Here is an 18,224-nt window from a genome sequence, read left to right on the forward strand (position 1 = left end):
GAGGATTTAGTAATGTTGAAGAAGATTTCCATGGCCGCAGTGGCCGTCAGCATTTCGGCGACGTCTTCCATGGCTGCTACCAACATCACCTGGTGGCACGGCATGGGCGGCCGCAATGGCGAAGTCATCAACGAAGTCGCCCAGAAGTTCAACGAAGCCCAGAAAGAATGCGCTCTGACGCCGGTTTCCAAGGGCTCCTACGAAGAAGCCCTGGCCAGCGGCATCGCTGCTTTCCGCTCTGGCGAACAGCCGAACATCCTCCAGGTTTTCGATGCTGGCGCCGCGACCATCATCAACGCCAAGGGCGCTGTCATTCCTGCCGAAGATCTCATCAACAAGGCCGGTTACAAGTTCGACCGCGATGCCTTCATCAACGGCGTGCGTTATTTCTACGCTGCCGCTGACGGTAAGTTCGTCGGCATGCCGTTCAACTCCTCCGCTCCCATCATGTACGTCAACGACGAAGCCCTGAAAAAGGCCGGCGTCGAAGCGCCGAAGACTTGGGAAGAGTTCGAGCAGGTTGCGCCGAAGCTGAAGGAAGCCGGCTACATTCCGCTCGTTCAGTCGCAGCTCACCTGGCAGTTCACGGAGAACTTCTTCTCCCGCAACAACATCCAGTTCGCCACCAACAATAACGGCTATGACAGCGTCACCGACACCAAGCTCAAGGTCACCGACCCGAACCTCGTCATGATGTTCGACAAGCTGAAGGACTGGAAGGACAAGGGCCTGTTCGCCTATTACGGCGCCGGCTGGAACGACAACCAGAAGCCCTTTGAAGAAGGCAAGGTCGCGTTCTGGATTGGTTCTTCGGGCTCCTTCGGCGGCCTGCAGAAGACGGCGACCATGCCGTTCTCGGCAACCTTCCTTCCTTACTGGGGCTCCATCAAGGGTGCCGGCACCAACTCCTTCATCGGTGGCGCGGCGCTTTTTGCAATGTCGGGCAAGTCTGAAGCCGAAAACAAGTGCGTGGCCGACTTCTTCCAGTTCCTGACCTCGCCGGAAATCCAGGTCTTCTACCACAAGGCAACCGGTTACGTCGCTATCACCAAGGCCGCTTACGAAAAGGCCAAGGCTGAAGGCTTCTACAAGGAAAAGCCGGTCGCGGAAGTCGGCATCCAGCAGCTCTCGCTGCCGGGCGGCGAATGGTCCAAGGGTTACCGCCTCGGCTTCTACCCGCAGATCCGCGCCGTCATGGAACGCGAATATAACCGCATCTTCTCCGGCGAAGTGACCCCGAAGGACGCCTTCGACATCATCGAGAAGGAAGGCAACGACCTGCTCGCCCGTTTCGCCAAGACGGCCGGCTGATCGTCTGTTTCGAAACCAATGACCATTGCCGAGCCTCCTTTCCCACGGAAGGGAGGCTCGCTCTCGGATAAGGAAGCGCAAGCGTGGCCTATACATCGTCTCAACCGCGCCGGTTTTTGTCCGGCTGGTCCGCAAAGGCTGGAAAGCCAGCCAAACCTGCCGACGCCGGCATGAAGCGCGTGCAGTTCTCCTCGTCCTACGTACCTTACCTGTTTCTGGCGCCGCAGCTTGCGGTGATTTTCATCTTCTTCTACTGGCCATCGGTTCAGGCCATACATTCGTCCTTCTATATCGAAGACCCGTTCGGTTTCGGCGCTTCCTTCGTCGGACTTGCCAACTATTCGGATGCGATCTTCAGCCCCGAATATCTCAGCATCGCCAAATTCACGGTTGTCTTCACCGTGCTGGTCACCTTCTTTTCGCTGGCGCTCGGCCTGCTGCTCGCCGTCAAGGCCGACGCGGTCATTCGGGGCAGCTCGACATACAAGACGCTGTTGATTTCCGTCTATGCCATCGCGCCGCCGGTCGCCGGTCTCATCGGAATGATGTTTTTCGACCAGCATATTGGCCCCTTCGTGAAGATGGCTGCATTCCTCGGCTGGGACATGAAGGTCGGCCTTAATTATTTCGATACGGCCTTCGCCATGATCGTTGTCGCGGTCTGGAAGCAGATCCCTTACAACTTCATTTTCTTCCTCTCCGGTCTTCAGGGCGTTCCGGTCTCCGTGCGGGAAGCCGCGGCCATCGACTGCCGTTCTGGCTTTCGCAGGTTCTGGACGGTGATCATGCCGCTTCTGGCGCCCACGGCCTTCTTCCTGCTGATCATCAACATCACCTATGCGCTCTTCGACACATTCGGCGTCATCGACGTGATGGTGAAGGACAAGGCTGCCAACAACCCGATCACGCTGGTCTACAAGGTGTTTCTGGATGGTTTCCGCGGCAATGACATCGGTGGCTCTTCGGCCCAGTCCGTCATCCTGATGCTGGTCGTCTTCGTTCTCACCATCATCCAGTTCCGCTTCATCGAAAAGCGCATCCATTACAATTGAGGGAAAAGACCATGTACAAGACAAAACCCCTCGATCATCTGGTGCTGATCATCGGCGCGCTGTTCCTGATATTGCCGGTCATCGTGGCCTTCATGACCTCCACCCATACCGCTGCGGAAATCCACCGCAGCGGTCTGACGATGGTTCCCGGCGACAATTTCATCGAGACTTATGAAAAGGTCCTGACCCAGAAGGGCGGCTTCACCGGGCAGATAACGGGTCTCAACATGGTGCTGAATTCGTTGATCCTCGGCATCGGTTTTGCCGTCGGCAAGATCGTCCTGTCGATGACGGCGGCCTATGCGATCGTTTATTTCCGGTTCCGGTTCGCAACGCTCGCCTTCTGGATCATTTTCACCACGCTGCTTCTGCCGCTCGAAGTGCGCATCATGCCCTCCTACGAGGTGATGAGCAAACTTGGCCTTCTGAACTCCTACACCGGCCTCATCGTGCCGCTTCTCGCTTCGGCGACAGGCACCTTCTATTTCCGGCAGTTCTTCAAATCCGTGCCGGAGGAGTTGCTGGAGGCTGCCCGCATTGACGGCGCAGGGCCGGTGAAATTCTTCATCGACGTTCTCATCCCGCTGTCCCGCACCATGATGGCGGCGATCTTCATCATCATGTTCGTTTACGGCTGGAACCAGTATCTCTGGCCCATGCTGATGACGACGGATGAGGGCTTCTTCACCCTGATGCGCGGCATCAAGTCGATCCTGCAGGTCTGGGTCGGTTCGCAAATTCCCGATTACAACGAAGCTTTCGCGCTCGCCGTGCTGGCCATGCTGCCGCCGGTGCTGATCGTCGTCATTTTCCAGCGCTGGTTCATCAAGGGCCTGACCGAAAGCGATAAATAAGGAGACCGAAATGGCCGCGATAGAAATCAGTCAGGTCTGCAAGGATTATCACGGCGGCGTGCGCGCCGTGCATCACGTCGATATCGACATCAGGGACGGCGAGTTTATCGTTCTGGTCGGCCCCTCCGGCTGCGGCAAATCCACGCTTCTGCGCATGGTCGCAGGGCTTGAGGATATTTCCGAAGGCACTGTGAAGATCGGTGACCGGGTGGTCAATCAGGCCGATCCGGCAGACCGGGATATCGCCATGGTGTTTCAGAACTACGCGCTTTATCCGCATATGTCGGTGCGCCAGAACCTGGAATACGGGTTGAAGAACCGCAAGACGCCGAAGACGGAGATCGATGCGCGTGTGGCCGAAGCCGCGCGTATGCTGCAACTTGAGCCCTATCTGGACCGCAAGCCGCGCGCCCTTTCCGGCGGCCAGCGGCAGCGTGTCGCCATGGGTCGCGCCATCGTGCGCAAACCGGCGGCCTTCCTGTTCGACGAGCCTTTGTCCAATCTCGATGCCAAGCTGCGCGTTTCCATGCGCGGCGAGATCAAGCGCCTGCAAAAGCGTCTCGGCACCACCTCGATCTACGTCACCCACGATCAGCTGGAGGCCATGACGCTCGCCGATCGTCTTGTGGTGTTGAATGGCGGCCGTATCGAACAGATCGGCGCACCGCTGGATGTCTATCATACGCCTGCCTCGACCTTCGTTGCGAGTTTCATCGGCTCTCCCGCCATGAACCTGCTGAACGCCGAGTTGCATGGCGATAGCCTCGCTATCGGCCCGTCGCTCTTTGCGCTCAACGGTTTCGCGCCTGCCTCCGGCCCCGTGACGGTGGGCATGCGGGCGGAAGATTTCCGCCTCGCAGCGGCAGGTGAGCAGAGCTTTCCGCTTCGGGTCGATTACATCGAGGAGCTGGGGTCGCAGCGCCTTATCCACGGCATGATCGGCGACCAGAGCCTGACAGTTGCTTTCCCGCCGGATGTCGAGGTTCCGTCTGCGCTCTCCGTCACGATCGCGCCGGAAAAACTGCATTTCTTCTCCAGCGAAACCGGCAAGCGCATCGCCGGCAAAGCGGAGCAGCTGGCGGCGCAGCCCGCGCAAATGGCGACAGCCTGAGTGCTTCGCAGAAATCGGCGCGATGACTAAAATTGCGCCGATTGTCAAAACCGCTTCGTTACGATCCCGATGATAGAAGACCTCCAATATTTCACGGGGGTTTTCTAATATGTCCTTCAAAATGATGTTCGCTGCCGCAGCAACGATGGCGGTCCGCACCGTGCCGATATTGCCGGCCTATTTGCGCCGGTCAAAAGACGAGGCTGTCATCAGCGCATCCTGCACCGATCTGCGGCTTCAGCCGGCCCCCATCAATCCGGAATGGATCATTTCCGGCAACCCCCAGGCGCGCGCGGCGGATCATTCCAGAAGCGGCGACCGTGCGTCCAGCACCGCCATGTGGGATTGCACGGCGGGTGAGTTCCGCTGGTTCTTCGGCTGGGATGAAACCGTCTATATTCTCGAAGGCGAAGTGCATGTGACCGCGGAAGACGGTTCCATCAGCATCCTGCGGGTCGGCGATGTCGCTTATTTCCCTGCGGGAACATGGGCCACCTGGCGGGTGGATGATTATGTCCGCAAGGTCGCTTTCATGCGCCGTCCGTTCCCCAAGGCGCTGGCTTTTGCCTATCGCGTCAAGAACAAGCTGTTTGCCGGCCGTTCCTATAAGCTGGCGGCTTGAACCCATAGAACATTCCAGTCGGCGGGGACCTGCATGGCTTCGCCGACGGAATTGTGAAGGTTCAATAAAACTCACACAAACCACCGCTTGCAGCAGTTGCCTTTGAATGGTCGCTGCCCTACATCTTCAGGGTTTTCTGAAGCATTTCCGGGTTTCTACCGGTCCTGCAGGGAAGCTTGAAAAGGCGAGGCAATGGGCACCGCGGGCCAACAAAGCGCCCGCATGCTGCAAGAGGAACATGCGCATGGCGAAGATCAAGAACGTCGCGATCCAGATGGATCATGTCTCCGGCATCAATATCGCCGGTGACTCCACCTTCGCCATGAGCCTTGAGGCGCAGGCGCGCGGATACCGGCTGTTCCATTATACCCCAGAGCGCCTCTCCATGCGCGATGGCAAGATTTACGCCACCGTCGAGCAGATGGAACTGCGTGACATCAAGGGCGACCATTTCTCGCTCTCCGAACCGGAGCGCGTCGATCTGTCGACCATGGATGTCATCCATCTGCGTCAGGATCCGCCATTCGACATGGCTTACATCACCTCGACCCATCTGCTGGAGCGCATTCATCCGAAAACGCTGGTGGTCAACGATCCCGCCTGGGTGCGCAACTCGCCGGAAAAGATTTTCGTCACCGAATTCGCCGATCTGATGCCGAAGACGCTGATCACCAAGGATGTGGCCGAAATCGCCCGCTTCCGCAATGAAATGGGCGATATCATCCTCAAGCCGCTTTACGGCAATGGTGGTGCCGGCGTCTTCCATTCCGCGCGCGACGACCGCAATTTCTCCTCGCTGCTGGAAATGTTCGGCCAGATGTTCCGCGAGCCTTATATCGCCCAGCAATATCTGCCTGACGTCCGCAAGGGCGACAAGCGTATCCTGCTGGTGGATGGCGAGCCGGTTGGCGCAATCAACCGTGTGCCGGCGGAAAACGACGCCCGCTCCAACATGCATGCCGGTGGCCGGCCGGAACCGACGGAACTGACGGCGCGCGAGAAGGAAATCTGCCGCCGCATCGGCCCTGCCTTGCGCGAGCGTGGTTTCCTCTTCGTCGGTATCGATGTGATTGGCGACTATATGACGGAAATCAACGTCACCTCGCCGACCGGCATTCGCGAAGTGCGGAAATTCGGCGGTGCCGATGTCGCAAGCCTGCTGTGGGATGCGATCGAGAAAAAGCGCGAAGCCCAGGATTTCTGAGGCGGGCTTTCGCCGGTCCAGCTTTGTTCCGCGAGTACAACTAGACACAACTAAAATACATCGTCAGCGAGAAATTGTTCGCTGGATGTTCTTGTTTTATTCTTTGCCCTGTGGCACGTTGCTTGCGGGTGGCCGTGATAAGGGTATGAAGCTCTGTTGATGCGGCCGGTTTGCGGGGGCAGGCCATGGTGGCAAGGGTCAATACGGTTGCATTTCAGGGCATAGAGGGTGTGCCCGTCGAGGTGCAGGTCATGGTCGCGCCGGGAAAGGTGGGCATCCAGATTGTCGGCCTGCCCGATAAGGCGGTGGCCGAAAGCCGCGAGCGGGTGCAGGCCGCCCTGCATGCCTCCGGTCTGGCACTGCCGGCAAAAAAAGTCACCGTCAATCTCGCGCCTGCCGATCTGCCCAAGGAAGGATCGCATTTCGATCTTCCCATTGCGCTTGGCCTCATGGCCGCTTTAGGCGCGATACCGGCAGAAATGCTGGCACGTTATGTGGTTCTCGGCGAACTCAATCTCGATGGCACCATCGGTATGGTTTCGGGCGCCCTGCCGGCGGCGATCGGCGCAAATGCGCTTGGCAAGGGGCTGATCTGCCCGGCTGAAAGCGGACCGGAAGCGGCCTGGGCCGGCGCCGGTATCGATATTCTCGCCCCGCGCAGCCTGATTGCGCTGGCCAATCATTTTCGCGGCACCCAGCTTCTCTCGCGCCCGACGCCCGCCATTCGCGCCAACCCGGTCAATCTGCCGGATTTAGCGGATATCAAAGGACAGGAGAGCGCCCGGCGCGCGCTGGAGGTGGCAGCCGCCGGCGGCCACAACCTGCTCATGGTCGGTCCACCCGGCTCCGGCAAATCCATGCTCGCAGCCCGCCTGCCTTCCATCCTGCCGCCGCTGGAGGCGGCGGAATTGCTGGAAGTGTCGATGGTCCATTCCATCGCCGGCCAATTATCCGGCGGCAAGCTTTCGGACCGCAGGCCGTTCCGCACCCCGCATCACTCCGCCACCATGGCGGCGTTGATCGGCGGAGGGCTTCGCGCCAAGCCGGGTGAGGCTTCGCTTGCCCATCACGGCGTTCTGTTTCTGGATGAGTTCCCGGAATTTTCGCCGCAGGTGCTGGATGCACTGCGCCAGCCGCTGGAAACGGGCGAATGCATCATTGCGCGGGCCAATCACCGCGTCAGCTATCCGGCGGAAATCCAGCTCGTTGCGGCGATGAATCCCTGCCGTTGCGGCATGGCGGGAGAGCCGGGTTTCACCTGCGCCCGAGGCCCGCGTTGTGTGACGGATTATCAGGCCCGCATTTCCGGCCCGCTGCTGGACCGTATCGATATCCGCATCGACGTTCCCGCCGTCTCCGCCGCCGATCTCATCCGCCCCGTCGCGTCCGAGCCGAGTGCCGCGGTGGCCGCCCGTGTCGCCCGGGCACGTCTTGCGCAGCAAGAACGTTACGCGTCGGCGGGATTTGCCGCCATTCGCACCAATGCCCGCTGCACGACGACCCTGATAGAAAAATATGCCGAGCCGGATGCGTCCGGGCTGCAATTGCTGCGCGATGCGGCCGAGCGGCTGAAGTTCTCCGCGCGCGGTTATCATCGCATTCTCAAGGTTGCCCGCACCCTGGCCGATCTGGATGGCAAACAGACGGTCGGCCGTATCCATGTGGCGGAAGCCGTGTCCTATCGTATCGCTGGCGAGAGGCTGACGACGGCGGCATAGAACATTTCCAGTAAACGCACGAAGCGGTTTTTGGTGGGGAAGTGTGTAAAAACAAGTAATTAGAGCACATCTAACGATTCCGTTTAAACCGGATATGCTCCAGAAGGTCGCCTGTTGTACCTTCCCTGAAAAAACACTGTGCCGCCAGCGGAAGCCGGCGGCACATAAGAATATTCGCTACTCTGGCGCGCGATCCTTACCGCGCTTGAAAGCCTGGCTTAAAGCCCGAGGCCTTCGAAAAGCGCTGTCGAAAGGTAGCGTTCCGCAAAGGAAGGAATGATGACGACGATGTTCTTGCCGGCATTTTCTTCCCGCGCGCCAACCTTGATTGCCGCCGCCAGCGCCGCACCCGAGGAGATGCCGACCGGCACGCCTTCCAGCCTTGCCGCCAGACGTGCGGTTTCGAAAGCCTCGTCATTGGTCACGGTGACGATCTCGTCATAAATGCCGGTATCGAGGATAGCGGGTGCAAAACCGGCGCCGATGCCCTGAATCTTGTGCGGGCCGGGGTTGCCGCCGGAAAGAACCGGGCTGTCGGCAGGTTCGACCGCAATGACCTTCACCTCGGGCTTGCGGGATTTCAGCACCTGACCCGTGCCGGTGATGGTGCCGCCGGTGCCGATACCCGAGACGAGAATATCGACCGTGCCTTCGGTGTCGTTCCAGATTTCTTCAGCCGTCGTCTTGCGGTGAATATCGGGATTGGCGGGGTTTTCGAACTGCTGCGGAATGATCGCGTCAGGCAGGGTCTCGGCCAGTTCCTGCGCCTTGGCGATGGCGCCCTTCATGCCCTTGGGACCTTCGGTCAAAACCAGTTCGGCGCCGAGCAGGGCCAGCATTTTCCGGCGCTCAACCGACATGGTTTCAGGCATGGTCAGGATCAGCTTGTAGCCCTTCGCAGCGGCAGCGAAGGCAAGCGCGATGCCCGTGTTACCGGAGGTCGGCTCCACCAGCGTGGTTTTGCCGGGGGTGATCTTGCCCTGCGCTTCCAGAGCTTCGATCATGGCGACGCCGATGCGGTCCTTCACGGAAGCGATGGGATTGAAAAATTCGAGTTTGGCGAGAAGGTTGGCCTTCACGCCCTTCTCCTTCGCCAGCTTGTCGAGCCGCACGATCGGTGTGTCGCCGATTGTTTCCGTAATCGAGGAATAGACGCGTCCGCGTCCGGGCTTTCTGGCTTCGGGCATGATGCTCTCCTGTGTAAAGACCGCAAGATTTGAGCGGCAGAATAGGAGCAATAGCTTTCGCAAGCTAGCGAACGTTCGTCCTAATATCCCTAAATTGCAGGAATAATTTCACGATAAATCGCATAAATGCACGAATTTGTTTTACGTGCTGCGGATCGCGATCATGGTCGCGGTTCCGGCCAGAATACCCGCCGCCGTACGGTTGAGGATCGTCAAGGCGCTCGGCCTTTTCAGGAGGTTACGCGCCTTGGCCGCAAGCAGGATGTAAGGCAGGAGAACCGCCATCAGCACGATGAAGGTGATGGCGAGAAGTGTCGCATAGTCCGAAGGGCCGATCATGCGGATATCGATCAGTGTCGGCACCAGCGCCACATAAAAAAGCATGGTTTTGGGATTGCCGAGGGTGATCAGCAGGCCGGACAGGAAGGACATGGACATGCTGGTGCTTTTCTTGGCCTTCAGCTCCTGCGGCAGCAGGCCGGCGGTCCAAAGCTTCCAGGCGATATAAAGGAGATAGGCCGCGCCCGCGAATTTCAGCACCATGAAGGCTTCCTGAAAGGTCTGCGCGACGAAGGCCAGGCCCAGGATCACAGCGGTCAGGTAAATCATGTCGCCCAGCACCAGCCCGAGACCCATGAAGAAGGTTTCGCGAAAGCCCGAACCCAGCGCCCGCGCCACGATCGCCGTCATGCCGGGGCCGGGAATGGCAGCGGCGATGAAGAGGGCGGTGGCATAGGCGAAAAGGGTCGTCAGCGTCATGATCGTGTTTCCCGAAAAATCCGCTAAATCCATAACGAAATTGCCGGGTAAAGACAATCAGTCCACGCGTCTGTACCAGCGACGTCGCTAAACGCCGGTGGAGCCGAAACCGCCGGCGCCCCGCGCCGTCTCAGAGGTCTCCGTCACCTCGCTCACAACAACCTGGGTTACCGGCGCGATCACCATCTGCGCAATGCGCATGCCGCGCTCGATGACGAAAACCTCCTGGCCAAGATTGGCGAGGATGACTTTCACCTCGCCGCGATAATCGCTGTCCACCGTGCCGGGAGAGTTGAGGCAGGTGATGCCGCTCTTGATGGCGAGGCCGGAGCGGGGGCGGATTTGCGCCTCGTATCCCTGCGGAACCTCGAAGATGAAACCGGTCGGGACCAGGGCGCGTTCGCCCGGTTGCAGGGTCAGCGGTTCACCGGCAGGTACGGCCGCGCGCAGGTCCATGCCGGCAGCGCCACGGGTTTCGTAGGACGGCAATTCGAGGTCAGCGCCATTGGCGAGGCGGACGAGCCGGAGAGTGGGGCGATTGTCGTTTTGAAGGGTCATCCGGCATTAGTTTGCCGAGATCGCGGCAAGGTCAATTGCAAATGCGGGCCTGAAACGCTAGATAGCCCGCAATTCCACAGGATTTGTCAGATGGCCGAAACACTTGCCGAGGCGGTCTCCCGCCGCCGCACCTTTGCGATTATCGCGCACCCGGACGCGGGTAAGACCACGCTCACCGAAAAACTGCTGCTGTTCGGCGGAGCGATCCAGCTTGCCGGTGAGGTGAAGGCGAAGAAGGATCGCATCCAGACCCGTTCGGACTGGATGAAGATCGAGCGCGAGCGCGGCATTTCGGTCGTCACCTCGGTCATGACCTTCGAATATAACGACCGGGTCTTCAACATTCTCGATACGCCCGGCCACGAGGACTTCGCCGACGACACCTACCGCACGCTGACGGCGGTGGATGCGGCGATCATGGTCATCGACGCCGCCAAGGGTATCGAGCCGCGCACGCTGAAGCTGTTCGAAGTCTGCCGCATGCGCGATATTCCGATCATCACCTTCATCAACAAGATGGACCGCGAAAGCCGCGACCCCTTCGAGATTCTGGATGAGGTGGAAGAGAAGCTCGCACTCGATACGGCGCCCATCACCTGGCCTGTCGGTCGGGCAAAGACCTTCTGCGGCGCCTATAATCTCGCCGACAGCACCTTCCGTGGCGTCGATACGCAGGTGGAAGCCATGCCGGTCAACGGTCCGCAGGCGGTTGCCGATCGCCTGCCGGAAAATGAGCGCCATCTTTTCGTCGAAGAAACGGAACTGGCGCTGGAAGCCTGCCGTCCTTTCGATCGTCAGGCATTTCTCGAAGGTCATATGACGCCGGTGTTCTTCGGCTCGGCGCTGCGTAATTTCGGTGTGCGTGATCTCATCAATGCGCTTGGCGATTTCGCACCGCCGCCGCGCGATCAGGTGGCGGACACCCGCACCGTCCATGCAGCTGAAGAAAAAATGACGGCCTTCGTCTTCAAGATTCAGGCCAATATGGACCCGAACCATCGCGACCGCATCGCTTTCGCCCGCATCTGCTCCGGCAAGCTGGAGCGCGGCATGAAGGCGCGGCTTGCTCGCACCGGCAAACAGATGGGCCTCACTGCGCCGCAGTTCTTCTTCGCCTCGCAGCGCCAGCTTGCCGATACGGCCTTTGCGGGTGACGTGGTGGGCATCCCGAACCACGGCACGCTGCGCATCGGCGATACGCTGACCGAGGGTGAAAACCTCGTCTTCCAGGGCGTGCCGAATTTCTCTCCGGAAATTCTCCGCCGCGTGCGTCTTGAGGACGCCATGAAGGCGAAGAAGCTGAAGGAAGCCCTGCAGCAGATGGCGGAAGAAGGCGTCGTGCAGCTGTTTTCGCCGGAAGACGGCTCGCCGGCCATCGTCGGCGTTGTCGGCGCGTTGCAGCTCGACGTGTTGAAAGAACGGCTGATGGGCGAATATGGCCTGCCGGTCTCCTTCGAAATGTCGCGCTTTTCCGTCTGCCGCTGGATTTCTTCCGATCAGCCGGCGGAAATGGACAAGTTCCTCAACGTCAAGCGTGGCGATATCGCCCGCGATCTGGATGGCGATCCGGTGTTTCTGGCGCAGGATGCCTTCTCGCTCCGCTATGAGTCCGAGCGTTTTCCGGCGATCAAGATGGTCGCGATCAAGGAATATCACGTCGCCAAGGCGGCGTGAAAAAGGCGTGATTGCACTTTGTATGCCAAGGGCTTAGTTTCCCCTCAAACGGGAAACTGGTCCGGCATCATGACGCTTTCAGGCAAACATATTCTCCTCATCATCTCCGGTGGCATCGCAGCCTATAAAAGCCTCGATCTCATCCGCCGCCTGAAAGAGCGCGGCGCGAAGGTAACGCCGGTGATGACGAAGGGCGCCCAGGAATTCGTCACGCCGCTTGCCGTCGGTGCACTTTCCGCCACCCATGTCTTCACCGAGCTCTTTTCCCGGCAGGATGAACAGGATGTCGGCCATATCAGGCTGGCGCGTGACTGCGATCTCGTGCTTGTGGCGCCCGCCACCGCCGATCTGATGGCGAAGATGGCGCATGGTCTTGCAGACGATCTTGCCTCCACCATTCTTCTCGCGACGGATCGCAAGGTGCTGGTGGCACCCGCGATGAACCCGAAAATGTGGGCTGCGAAGCCCACGCTGCGTAATGTCGAAACGCTGAAAGAAGATGGCGTGTTTTTCATCGGCCCGATGGCCGGTGAGATGGCAGAGAAAGGCGAGGCTGGTTTTGGCCGCATGGCCGAGCCATTGCAGATCGTCGAAGCCGCCGCCGCACTGCTGGATGAGGGGCCAAAGCCCCTGAAGGGCAGAACGGCGATCGTCACCTCCGGCCCCACGCATGAACCGATCGACCCGGTGCGCTACATCGCCAACCGCTCCTCCGGCAAGCAGGGCCATGCCATTGCGGCGGCTCTGGCGGAACTGGGGGCAGAGGTCACGCTGGTTTCCGGTCCGGTCACCATCGCCGATCCTGCCGGGGTCACGACGATCCATGTCGAGCGCGCCGAGGAGATGCGCGATGCGGTGATATCGAGACTGCCGACGGATATCGCCGTCATGGTCGCCGCCGTCGCCGACTGGCGGGTGACGGGCTCGTCGGAGCAGAAGATCAAGAAGCAGCCGGGCGATGCCCCGCCGGCGCTGCAACTGACGGAAAATCCCGATATTCTCAAAACCGTCGGCCATCATGAAAAGCGCCCGAAGATTGTCGTGGGCTTCGCCGCCGAAACGCAGGATGTCGAGAAGAACGGCCGGGCGAAGCTGGAGCGCAAAGGGGCGGATTATATCGTCGCAAATGATGTTTCGGCGGAAACCGGCATCATGGGCGGAGACCGCAACAGCGTGAAGATTATTTCCGCAGATGGCATCGACGTCTGGCCGGATCTCGATAAGGCCGACGTTGCAAAACGTCTGGCGGCCCTGATCGCGGAGAAACTCGCATGAGCCTGTTCGATCGCAAGACTTTCGACAGGGTGCTCGGCAAATGGCCGGGCGTGCGTTTCGTCGACCAATGGGATTCCCATGTCGCCAAGGTGGGCGACAAGGTCTTTGCCGTGCTTGGCGAGCGGGAGGACTGGCGGCTGGTCGTGAAATGCTCGGAAGAGAGCTTCGAAATATTGACCTCGCTGGAAGGCATAGGGCAGGCGCCCTATTTCGCCAAACGCAAGTGGATATCGATTGGCGATCATTCCCCGTTGGAACAGGAAGAACTGGAGCATTATGTGCGTCGCTCCTATGAGCTTGTCGCAGCCGGTCTGACCAAAAAACTGCGGGGCGAACTGGGTATCGTGATCGATACTGCGCGTGCCCTGTAATTTTTCGATTCAGTCGAGCTTGGTGTCCTTGCCGATGATCTGGCGTACGCCTTCCTTGGTGAAGGGCTGCAGGAGCTGCGGCAGGAATCCTTTCGCAATCTTGCCCTTGATGCCGATATCGGTGGAAGAAGGCCTGTCGGGATTATGGTAGGAGCCGAAGATCAGATCGAAGAAGACGAGATTCTCACCGTAATTGGTGTTCCCTTCCGGAAGCTGTTTTGAGTGGTGCCAGCGGTGCAGGCGCGGGGTGCTGAACACGTAATCGAGCGGCCCCGTTTTCATATCGACGTTGCAATGGGTCAAAATACCGATGAATGCGGTAACGGCGCCCAGCCACCAGAAAACCTGTAGCGGCGCCCCCATGAAATAGAGCGGAATCTGGCTGAGCGCGATCTTGAACAGGGAATCGGCCACATGGAACCGTCCCGTATTGACGACCCAGAGCCGCACGACGCTGTGATGCAGCGCATGGAAACGCCAGAAGAATACGGTTTCATGCGCAATACGGTGAGACCAGTAGAGGCCGAATTCGGCAATCGTCACCGCAAGGGCGACCTGAACGATCATCGGCAGATGAGACGGCCAGAGGTCGAACCGCATGGCGGCGAGCGGCTGCAGCACATTGGCGGTCACCATCGGGAAGATTGCCGCTGCGGCGGCTGCGAGCTGGACCAGCCCTTTCGTCAAAAGCGTGTGGCCGATGCTGTTCACGGTTTCGCCGTCACCCTCAAGCCATTGGATTTCGTAGGGAATATAACGTTCGAGAAGAAACAGGCTTAAAACCGCGCCCGCATAAACGGTCAAAAAGGCCGCGATGGGATGGCTGCTCGTGAAAGCGAAATAGGACCCCACGAGGCCGCCGACGAACACCAGCGGCCATGAAGAATAGGAAAGGGCCTCTTTCAATACTTGCGCTTTTGCCATCAAAATCAAATCCCGTCCGGCATCGTCCGTCTATACCGCCGGCGCAATTCCGCGCAGGCATCAAAGCAGCCCTTACCCCGCATCGATCACCTGTCTCGATTGGAGATCAGGCCCTTATCGCTCCAATGCATTACACAAACATGGCACTCACTGGTGCCGAGATGCTCAGCTTATCCTGATGGCGATGTAAAGAAGCGTCAGCGCTATGACCCAGAGTGCCGCCCGTCCCCATTTGGTGTGGCGCGCTTCCGCCTTGCCGATGGCTTCCGCCGCCTGCGCGTCGAAACGCAGGCCGTTCTCGCTCATATACATCAACTCGGAATGCAGCTTTTCGGTCTTGGCGGCGATCTCCGGCGCTGCCTCGGCAAGCTTGAGGGCCGCCTTCACGCCGTCCTTCAGATCGGTGACGATGCGTTTCGGGCCGAGATTGTCCCTGATCCAGCCACCGACGACGGGGTCTGCCGCCTTCCACATGTTGAAGCGCGGATTGAGCATGCGCGACACGCCTTCCACCACCACCATGGTCTTTTGCAGCATCACCAGTTCCGGCCGCGTTTCCATGTCGAAAAGCTCGGTCACTTCGAACAGCAGCGTCAAAAGCTTGCCCATGGAGATCGTTTCGGCCGGCTGGCCGTGGATCGGCTCGCCAATGGCGCGGATCGCCTGGGCGAAGCTTGCTATATCGTGATGGCCCGGCACGTAACCGGCTTCGAAATGCACTTCCGCCACCCGCATGTAATCGCGGGTAATGAAGCCGTAGAGGATCTCGGCAAGGAAGCGGCGTTCCTTTTTGCCGAGACGTCCGGCAATGCCCATGTCGACGGCGACGATCTCGCCCCCAGCATCGACGAAGAGATTGCCGGGATGCATGTCTGCATGGAAGAAGCCATCGCGCAGCGTGTGCCGCAGGAAGGACTGGATCAGCGTGTCGGCAAGTTTGTTCAGGTCGTGGCCGGCGGCCTTCAACCCTTCGATATCCGACATCTTGACGCCGTCGATCCACTCCATGGTGACGACATCGCGCCCGGTGCGTTCCCAGTCGACCTCGGGCACTCGGAATCCGGGATCGTCCTTGGTGTTTTCCGCAAGTTCGGAGAGGGCGGCGGCCTCGAGCCGCAGATCCATCTCGATCTTGGTGGTCTGTTCCAGCGTGCGTGTCACTTCGACGGGGCGCAGGCGACGGGCGGAGCGGACGAAACGCTGCTGCAGATCGGCGATCAGATACATCGCCTCGAGATCGTTCTGGAAACGCTGGCGCACGCCGGGGCGGATGACCTTGACGGCCACCTTGCGCGGCCCCTTCGGCGTATCCACAATTGCCGGGTGAACCTGGGCAATGGAGGCGGCGGCAATAGGATCGCCGAATTCCCTGTAGAGATCGGACACCGAACGGCCGAGCGAACCTTCGATATTCGCTTTCGCCGCAACCGCCGGGAAAAAGGCCATGCGGTCCTGAAGGCTCGCAAGATCGTCGGCGAAGTCGGCGCCCACCACATCCGGTCGGGTGGCGAGAAACTGGCCCATCTTCACGTAGGAAGGACCAAGCCGCTCGACAGCCACCGCCAGACGGTCGCTGCGCTGCGCCCTTTTCGCCTTGCTGCGGGCGAATGGCTTCAGCAGCGCTTTCAACAATTGGGCGGGAGCAGGCAGGTCATCGGAAGGCAGGGCCAGCACGACGCCTTCGCGCACGAGAACCCAGCCAACCCTTGCGAGGCGGAAATATGCGCCCAAAGTACTCATGCTTATGCTTGTCTCCTGCGTCTGCCGGTCATGGTCTTAAAGCTTCCAGCCGGAATGCAGGGCGGCGATGCCGCCGGTGTAATTGGTATAGGTGACGCGGGAGAAGCCGGCGGTGCGGATCATCGTCGCGAAATCCTCCTGATTGGGGAATTTGCGGATCGACTCGACCAGATATTGATAGGGCTCGGCGTCACCCGTGATCATCTTGCCGAATTGCGGGATGGCGTTGAACGACCAGGCGTCGTAAACGCGGTCAAGCAACGGCATTTCTACCTCGGAAAATTCCAGCACCAGCAGCCGTCCGCCGCGCTTCAGCACGCGATGCGCCTCCTTCAGCGCGACGTCGATGCGCGGCACGTTGCGGATGCCGAAGGCAATCGTATAGGCGTCGAAACTGTTTGCCTCGAAAGGCAGTTCCTCGGCATTGGCCTCCACGAAGGTCAGATTGTCGGAAAGCTTCTTTTTTGCCGCGCGTTCTTCGCCGACGGCAAGCATCGAGCCGTTGATGTCGAGAACGGTGGCATGCGCCAGGCGGTTGGAGGCTTCGATGATACGGAAGGCGATATCGCCGGTGCCGCCGGCAACATCCAGAACCTTGTAGGACGCGTCCTTGCGCGGCGAAAGCGAAGAGACCATGGCGTCTTTCCACAGCCGGTGCAGGCCGGCCGACATCACATCGTTCATGATGTCGTAGCGTTTGGCCACCTTGTGGAAGACTTCGTTGACCAGCCCCTGCTTTTTGCCTTCGTCCACCTTGTGGAAGCCATAGGACGTTTCCATGCCGCCTTGGGCAGTGGTACGGGCGTCGGTCATCGTCTGTCTCCATATTTATTGCGTGGCGGACCATAGCGGAAACGCCATGGCAACGCTATCTGTTGCCGCATCGCCTGGGCGCGACATTTCGCGTGCATTGTATAGACCACATGGTCCTAACGATAAACTGTCGGATAAGCCAGATGCCAGAATTGCCAGAAGTCGAAACCGTCAGACGTGGCCTTGCGCCCGCCATGGAAGGCGCAAGGGTCCGCAGGCTCCATCTCGGCCGCCCCGATTTGCGCTTTCCATTCCCGCAGGATTTCGCAGCGCTTATCGAAGGCAAGACGATCCTGTCGCTCGGGCGCAGGGCGAAATATCTTCTGATCGAACTGGAGGATGGGCTGACCATCGTTTCCCACCTCGGCATGTCCGGCTCGTTCCGCATCGAGGCGGAGGCGGGTGAGGCCGGCGATGCTCCAGGCGTGTTTCACCATGCCCGGTCCAAAGACGGCAAGCATGACCATGTCGTCTTTCATCTGGATAAAGGGGAAGAGCGCGTCTGCGTCATCTATAATGATCCGCGCCGCTTCGGCTTCATGCATCTGGTGGAGCGCAACAAGCTCGACCTTTACCCCGCTTTTGCCGAGCTCGGCCCGGAGCCGACAGGCAATGCGCTGAGCGCGGATTATCTGGCGAGCCGGTTTGAAGGCAAAAGCCAGCCCCTGAAAAGCACATTGCTCGACCAGAAGGTCATTGCCGGTCTCGGCAATATCTATGTCTGCGAGGCGCTGTGGCGCGCGCATCTTTCGCCTTTGCGGGCGGCGGGGACGCTGGTGACGAAAGGTGGCAAGCCCAAAGCGCAGCTCGTCGATCTGACGGAGAAAATCCGCGACGTGATCGCGGATGCGATCGCCGCTGGCGGCTCCTCATTGCGAGACCATATACAGACGGACGGAACGCTCGGTTATTTCCAGCATTCCTTTTCGGTCTACGATCAGGAAGGCCAGCCTTGCCGGACGCCCGGCTGCCGGGGTACGGTTGAAAGGGTGGTGCAGGCCGGTCGTTCGACCTTTTATTGCGCCGCCTGCCAGAAGTAACGGAGCCGGAG

17 protein-coding genes are annotated in these 18,224 nt (G+C 59.6%); 11 read left to right on the forward strand and 6 right to left on the reverse strand.

What is annotated here, in order from left to right; all coding sequences use genetic code 11:
• Positions 1–12 precede the first annotated feature (12 nt).
• From RAC79_RS01005 to RAC79_RS01035, 7 genes are all read left to right on the forward strand, one after another.
• Positions 13–1,311: an extracellular solute-binding protein gene (locus RAC79_RS01005; RefSeq protein ID WP_142844094.1), complete on the forward strand. Its 1,299-nt coding sequence runs from the start codon at positions 13–15 to the stop codon at positions 1,309–1,311.
• A gap of 83 nt (positions 1,312–1,394) precedes the next feature.
• Positions 1,395–2,363 (forward strand): ABC transporter permease subunit, encoded by a 969-nt coding sequence (locus RAC79_RS01010; protein ID WP_170985783.1) that lies wholly within the window; start codon positions 1,395–1,397, stop codon positions 2,361–2,363.
• 11 nt (positions 2,364–2,374) lie between these two features.
• Positions 2,375–3,217: a sn-glycerol-3-phosphate ABC transporter permease UgpE gene (gene ugpE, locus RAC79_RS01015; protein ID WP_003520108.1), complete on the forward strand. Its 843-nt coding sequence runs from the start codon at positions 2,375–2,377 to the stop codon at positions 3,215–3,217.
• Between the two features lie 10 nt (positions 3,218–3,227).
• A complete protein-coding gene (locus tag RAC79_RS01020; RefSeq protein WP_080855849.1) occupies positions 3,228–4,328 on the forward strand; it encodes a sn-glycerol-3-phosphate import ATP-binding protein UgpC in 1,101 nt (366 codons plus the stop codon).
• 109 nt (positions 4,329–4,437) lie between these two features.
• Positions 4,438–4,950 (forward strand): cupin domain-containing protein, encoded by a 513-nt coding sequence (locus RAC79_RS01025; protein WP_174038747.1) that lies wholly within the window; start codon positions 4,438–4,440, stop codon positions 4,948–4,950.
• 244 nt (positions 4,951–5,194) lie between these two features.
• Entirely contained in the window at positions 5,195–6,154 is a 960-nt protein-coding gene (gene gshB / locus RAC79_RS01030; protein WP_003520105.1) for a glutathione synthase, read from the forward strand.
• A gap of 185 nt (positions 6,155–6,339) precedes the next feature.
• Positions 6,340–7,872, forward strand: a complete 1,533-nt coding sequence (locus RAC79_RS01035) for a YifB family Mg chelatase-like AAA ATPase (protein WP_149742851.1) — start codon at positions 6,340–6,342, stop codon at positions 7,870–7,872.
• A 218-nt stretch (positions 7,873–8,090) separates the two neighbouring features.
• Here the strand turns inward: RAC79_RS01035 and cysK are convergent, their stop codons facing one another.
• The 3 genes from cysK to dut all read right to left on the reverse strand — a co-directional run bounded on the left by cysK (position 8,091) and on the right by dut (position 10,376).
• On the reverse strand, positions 8,091–9,059 hold the full coding sequence (gene cysK, locus RAC79_RS01040; RefSeq protein WP_003520103.1) for a cysteine synthase A: 969 nt from the start codon (positions 9,057–9,059) through the stop codon (positions 8,091–8,093).
• Between the two features lie 141 nt (positions 9,060–9,200).
• Positions 9,201–9,818, reverse strand: coding sequence for a LysE family translocator (locus RAC79_RS01045; RefSeq protein WP_080856943.1), 618 nt, complete (start codon positions 9,816–9,818; stop codon positions 9,201–9,203).
• An 87-nt stretch (positions 9,819–9,905) separates the two neighbouring features.
• A complete protein-coding gene (gene dut, locus RAC79_RS01050; RefSeq protein WP_174038748.1) occupies positions 9,906–10,376 on the reverse strand; it encodes a dUTP diphosphatase in 471 nt (156 codons plus the stop codon).
• Positions 10,377–10,466: 90 nt separating this feature from the next.
• Here dut and RAC79_RS01055 point away from each other — a divergent pair, with 90 nt between their 5' ends.
• From RAC79_RS01055 to RAC79_RS01065, 3 genes are all read left to right on the forward strand, one after another.
• A complete protein-coding gene (locus tag RAC79_RS01055; RefSeq protein WP_003520100.1) occupies positions 10,467–12,050 on the forward strand; it encodes a peptide chain release factor 3 in 1,584 nt (527 codons plus the stop codon).
• 69 nt (positions 12,051–12,119) lie between these two features.
• Positions 12,120–13,325, forward strand: coding sequence for a bifunctional phosphopantothenoylcysteine decarboxylase/phosphopantothenate--cysteine ligase CoaBC (coaBC, locus tag RAC79_RS01060; protein WP_174038749.1), 1,206 nt, complete (start codon positions 12,120–12,122; stop codon positions 13,323–13,325).
• Positions 13,322–13,696: an MmcQ/YjbR family DNA-binding protein gene (locus RAC79_RS01065; protein WP_078051349.1), complete on the forward strand. Its 375-nt coding sequence runs from the start codon at positions 13,322–13,324 to the stop codon at positions 13,694–13,696. Before coaBC ends, RAC79_RS01065 begins: the two co-directional genes overlap by 4 nt.
• A gap of 9 nt (positions 13,697–13,705) precedes the next feature.
• Here the strand turns inward: RAC79_RS01065 and RAC79_RS01070 are convergent, their stop codons facing one another.
• The 3 genes from RAC79_RS01070 to ubiE form a co-directional block, all read right to left on the reverse strand.
• Complete coding sequence (locus tag RAC79_RS01070; protein WP_065654590.1) at positions 13,706–14,620, reverse strand: sterol desaturase family protein; 915 nt, start codon at positions 14,618–14,620, stop codon at positions 13,706–13,708.
• 165 nt (positions 14,621–14,785) lie between these two features.
• Positions 14,786–16,360: a 2-polyprenylphenol 6-hydroxylase gene (gene ubiB, locus RAC79_RS01075; protein WP_174038750.1), complete on the reverse strand. Its 1,575-nt coding sequence runs from the start codon at positions 16,358–16,360 to the stop codon at positions 14,786–14,788.
• Between the two features lie 36 nt (positions 16,361–16,396).
• Entirely contained in the window at positions 16,397–17,173 is a 777-nt protein-coding gene (ubiE, locus tag RAC79_RS01080; protein WP_003520094.1) for a bifunctional demethylmenaquinone methyltransferase/2-methoxy-6-polyprenyl-1,4-benzoquinol methylase UbiE, read from the reverse strand.
• 143 nt (positions 17,174–17,316) lie between these two features.
• On the opposite strand from ubiE, the gene mutM reads away from it, so the two are divergent.
• On the forward strand, positions 17,317–18,213 hold the full coding sequence (mutM, locus tag RAC79_RS01085) for a bifunctional DNA-formamidopyrimidine glycosylase/DNA-(apurinic or apyrimidinic site) lyase (RefSeq protein ID WP_125145220.1): 897 nt from the start codon (positions 17,317–17,319) through the stop codon (positions 18,211–18,213).
• Positions 18,214–18,224 lie beyond the last annotated feature (11 nt).

It is taken from the genome of Agrobacterium sp. LR_9, assembly GCF_041954855.1.
In the GTDB taxonomy this organism is placed as follows: domain Bacteria; phylum Pseudomonadota; class Alphaproteobacteria; order Rhizobiales; family Rhizobiaceae; genus Agrobacterium; species Agrobacterium leguminum.

Bases quoted from the DNA above. Each gene is read 5' to 3' on its own strand.
- coaBC (WP_174038749.1), top strand. From the start codon at position 12,120: ATGACGCTTTCAGGCAAACATATTCTCCTCATCATCTCCGGTGGCATC.
- RAC79_RS01020 (WP_080855849.1), top strand. From the start codon at position 3,228: ATGGCCGCGATAGAAATCAGTCAGGTCTGCAAGGATTATCACGGCGGC.
- cysK (WP_003520103.1), bottom strand. From the start codon at position 9,059: ATGCCCGAAGCCAGAAAGCCCGGACGCGGACGCGTCTATTCCTCGATT.
- RAC79_RS01070 (WP_065654590.1), bottom strand. From the start codon at position 14,620: ATGGCAAAAGCGCAAGTATTGAAAGAGGCCCTTTCCTATTCTTCATGG.
- mutM (WP_125145220.1), top strand. From the start codon at position 17,317: ATGCCAGAATTGCCAGAAGTCGAAACCGTCAGACGTGGCCTTGCGCCC.
- ubiB (WP_174038750.1), bottom strand. From the start codon at position 16,360: ATGAGTACTTTGGGCGCATATTTCCGCCTCGCAAGGGTTGGCTGGGTT.
- RAC79_RS01065 (WP_078051349.1), top strand. From the start codon at position 13,322: ATGAGCCTGTTCGATCGCAAGACTTTCGACAGGGTGCTCGGCAAATGG.
- dut (WP_174038748.1), bottom strand. From the start codon at position 10,376: ATGACCCTTCAAAACGACAATCGCCCCACTCTCCGGCTCGTCCGCCTC.
- RAC79_RS01005 (WP_142844094.1), top strand. From the start codon at position 13: ATGTTGAAGAAGATTTCCATGGCCGCAGTGGCCGTCAGCATTTCGGCG.
- RAC79_RS01045 (WP_080856943.1), bottom strand. From the start codon at position 9,818: ATGACGCTGACGACCCTTTTCGCCTATGCCACCGCCCTCTTCATCGCC.
- RAC79_RS01055 (WP_003520100.1), top strand. From the start codon at position 10,467: ATGGCCGAAACACTTGCCGAGGCGGTCTCCCGCCGCCGCACCTTTGCG.
- RAC79_RS01025 (WP_174038747.1), top strand. From the start codon at position 4,438: ATGTCCTTCAAAATGATGTTCGCTGCCGCAGCAACGATGGCGGTCCGC.
- RAC79_RS01035 (WP_149742851.1), top strand. From the start codon at position 6,340: ATGGTGGCAAGGGTCAATACGGTTGCATTTCAGGGCATAGAGGGTGTG.
- ubiE (WP_003520094.1), bottom strand. From the start codon at position 17,173: ATGACCGACGCCCGTACCACTGCCCAAGGCGGCATGGAAACGTCCTAT.
- gshB (WP_003520105.1), top strand. From the start codon at position 5,195: ATGGCGAAGATCAAGAACGTCGCGATCCAGATGGATCATGTCTCCGGC.
- ugpE (WP_003520108.1), top strand. From the start codon at position 2,375: ATGTACAAGACAAAACCCCTCGATCATCTGGTGCTGATCATCGGCGCG.